Annotated in this window: 1 pseudogene; it reads right to left on the bottom strand. The window is 41.0% G+C overall.

Annotated features, from left to right (window positions below):
• Positions 1-90 precede the first annotated feature (90 nt).
• Positions 91-1,124 (bottom strand): annotated as a pseudogene (locus Q0212_RS00340) (hypothetical protein); the annotation flags it as partial.

Below are 1,124 nucleotides of genomic sequence, written 5' to 3' on the forward strand. Positions count from 1 at the left end.
CCTTAACATTACTGCCACTTTGTACAAGCACAGTTGTTTCAGTACCGTCTAGCGTCCCGTTTGAGCTTAGTTCGCTTATTTTCTTATCTGTCATGATGTTGCCCCGTAAATTGTACCGATATTTTCCCACACGATAAACGATTGACCGTGAATTGCATCGCCTGCTGTGCCTCCAACCCCTGCTGTAAATGATGACGGAAATAAAGGGTTATATCCATTTTCTCCATTTTGTGCCAAATCCCCCCCTTTACCTCCATTTGCTGTATAACCAAATGGCGAAGGCGTTGATTTACAAAACTTTATACCTGCATCGCCACCTTGTGTATTTGTTGCTGTTTTACCTGCTGTTTCAAAATTATTATCTGTAAAATAATACTCAATACCATCTACAAATTGATGTATGTAGCCTCTGTTGCCACCAAATCCAATTGGCGCACCACCACCACCACCACCTGAATACTCAGATGTAGTGTCATTACCTAAAAGCATTGCAACACCTGCACCACCACCACCACCACCACCTGAAATAGTCCCCTTATTATCTATAGTTATCGCGTAATTAGCTAAAATAGCATTACCACCATTTTCACCATTTTCACCAAAAACGAAATCAATTTCATCAGGTTTAGGTGGGCTATTTGAGGATTGATAATACCAACACGCATCCCCGCCTTTGCCCCCTCTCCCTGCTACAATCGCCCCTGACTCAATAATAAGCCTGACAAATACACCGCTCGGCCATGTATTAGGATTGGTTAAAGCGTAGTTTGAGGTATTAGAGGCTGATACTAACACGCCTGACCTTATAATAATCTCAACAATTGAACCTGATACTAATGATGCTGGGTCATATATCTTGTCATGCGCGGCCTTTAAGTTTAAATCAAATAATAGGCTAGTATCACTCCCATCTATATCAACAGTGCGATTGCTAAATGTTTGAGTGCTAAACGCGAATTGACGCGCAATAAATGCCCATGTTGTACCTGTCTGCTTTTCTACGCGCTTGGTAATTTGTAGAAGTAGCTCTAATGGTGAGCCTGTAAAATCCTGTTTTTGTTTAGACTCAATGGTCACAAAATCGCACAGTTTTAAATTAGAGTCTTTAGCATCAAGCATAAAAT

Source organism: uncultured Agitococcus sp. (genome assembly GCF_937920075.1).
Taxonomy (GTDB): Bacteria; Pseudomonadota; Gammaproteobacteria; order Pseudomonadales; family Moraxellaceae; genus Agitococcus.